The 252-nt window shown below is 70.2% G+C and carries 1 protein-coding gene; it reads left to right on the plus strand.

The window, feature by feature from the left end:
* On the plus strand, positions 1–252 hold a 252-nt coding region (locus ACWXWW_RS18200), incomplete at both ends, for a hypothetical protein (RefSeq protein WP_455971435.1).

Consider the following 252-nt stretch of genomic DNA (forward strand, 5'->3'; position numbering starts at 1 on the left):
GTGTCGGACACGGCGGCCTTCCTGGGGCTGGTGGCGATGATGGCCGTGTCCCCGGGCGAGGTTCTGCTGCCCATCTATCTGTCTTCGGCATCGGAGGGGATGGCGGCCCTGGCCCTGTTGACCCTGATCTTCGCCCTGGGCACCATCGCCGGCATGGCCGTCTTCACGGCCCTGGCCAGCGCGGGCGCCTCGATCCTGCGGCTGGAGCGATGGGCGCGCTATGAAGGCGCGGTGCTGGGCCTGGCCCTGATC

This window comes from Microbacterium sp. KNMS, from assembly GCF_053851835.1.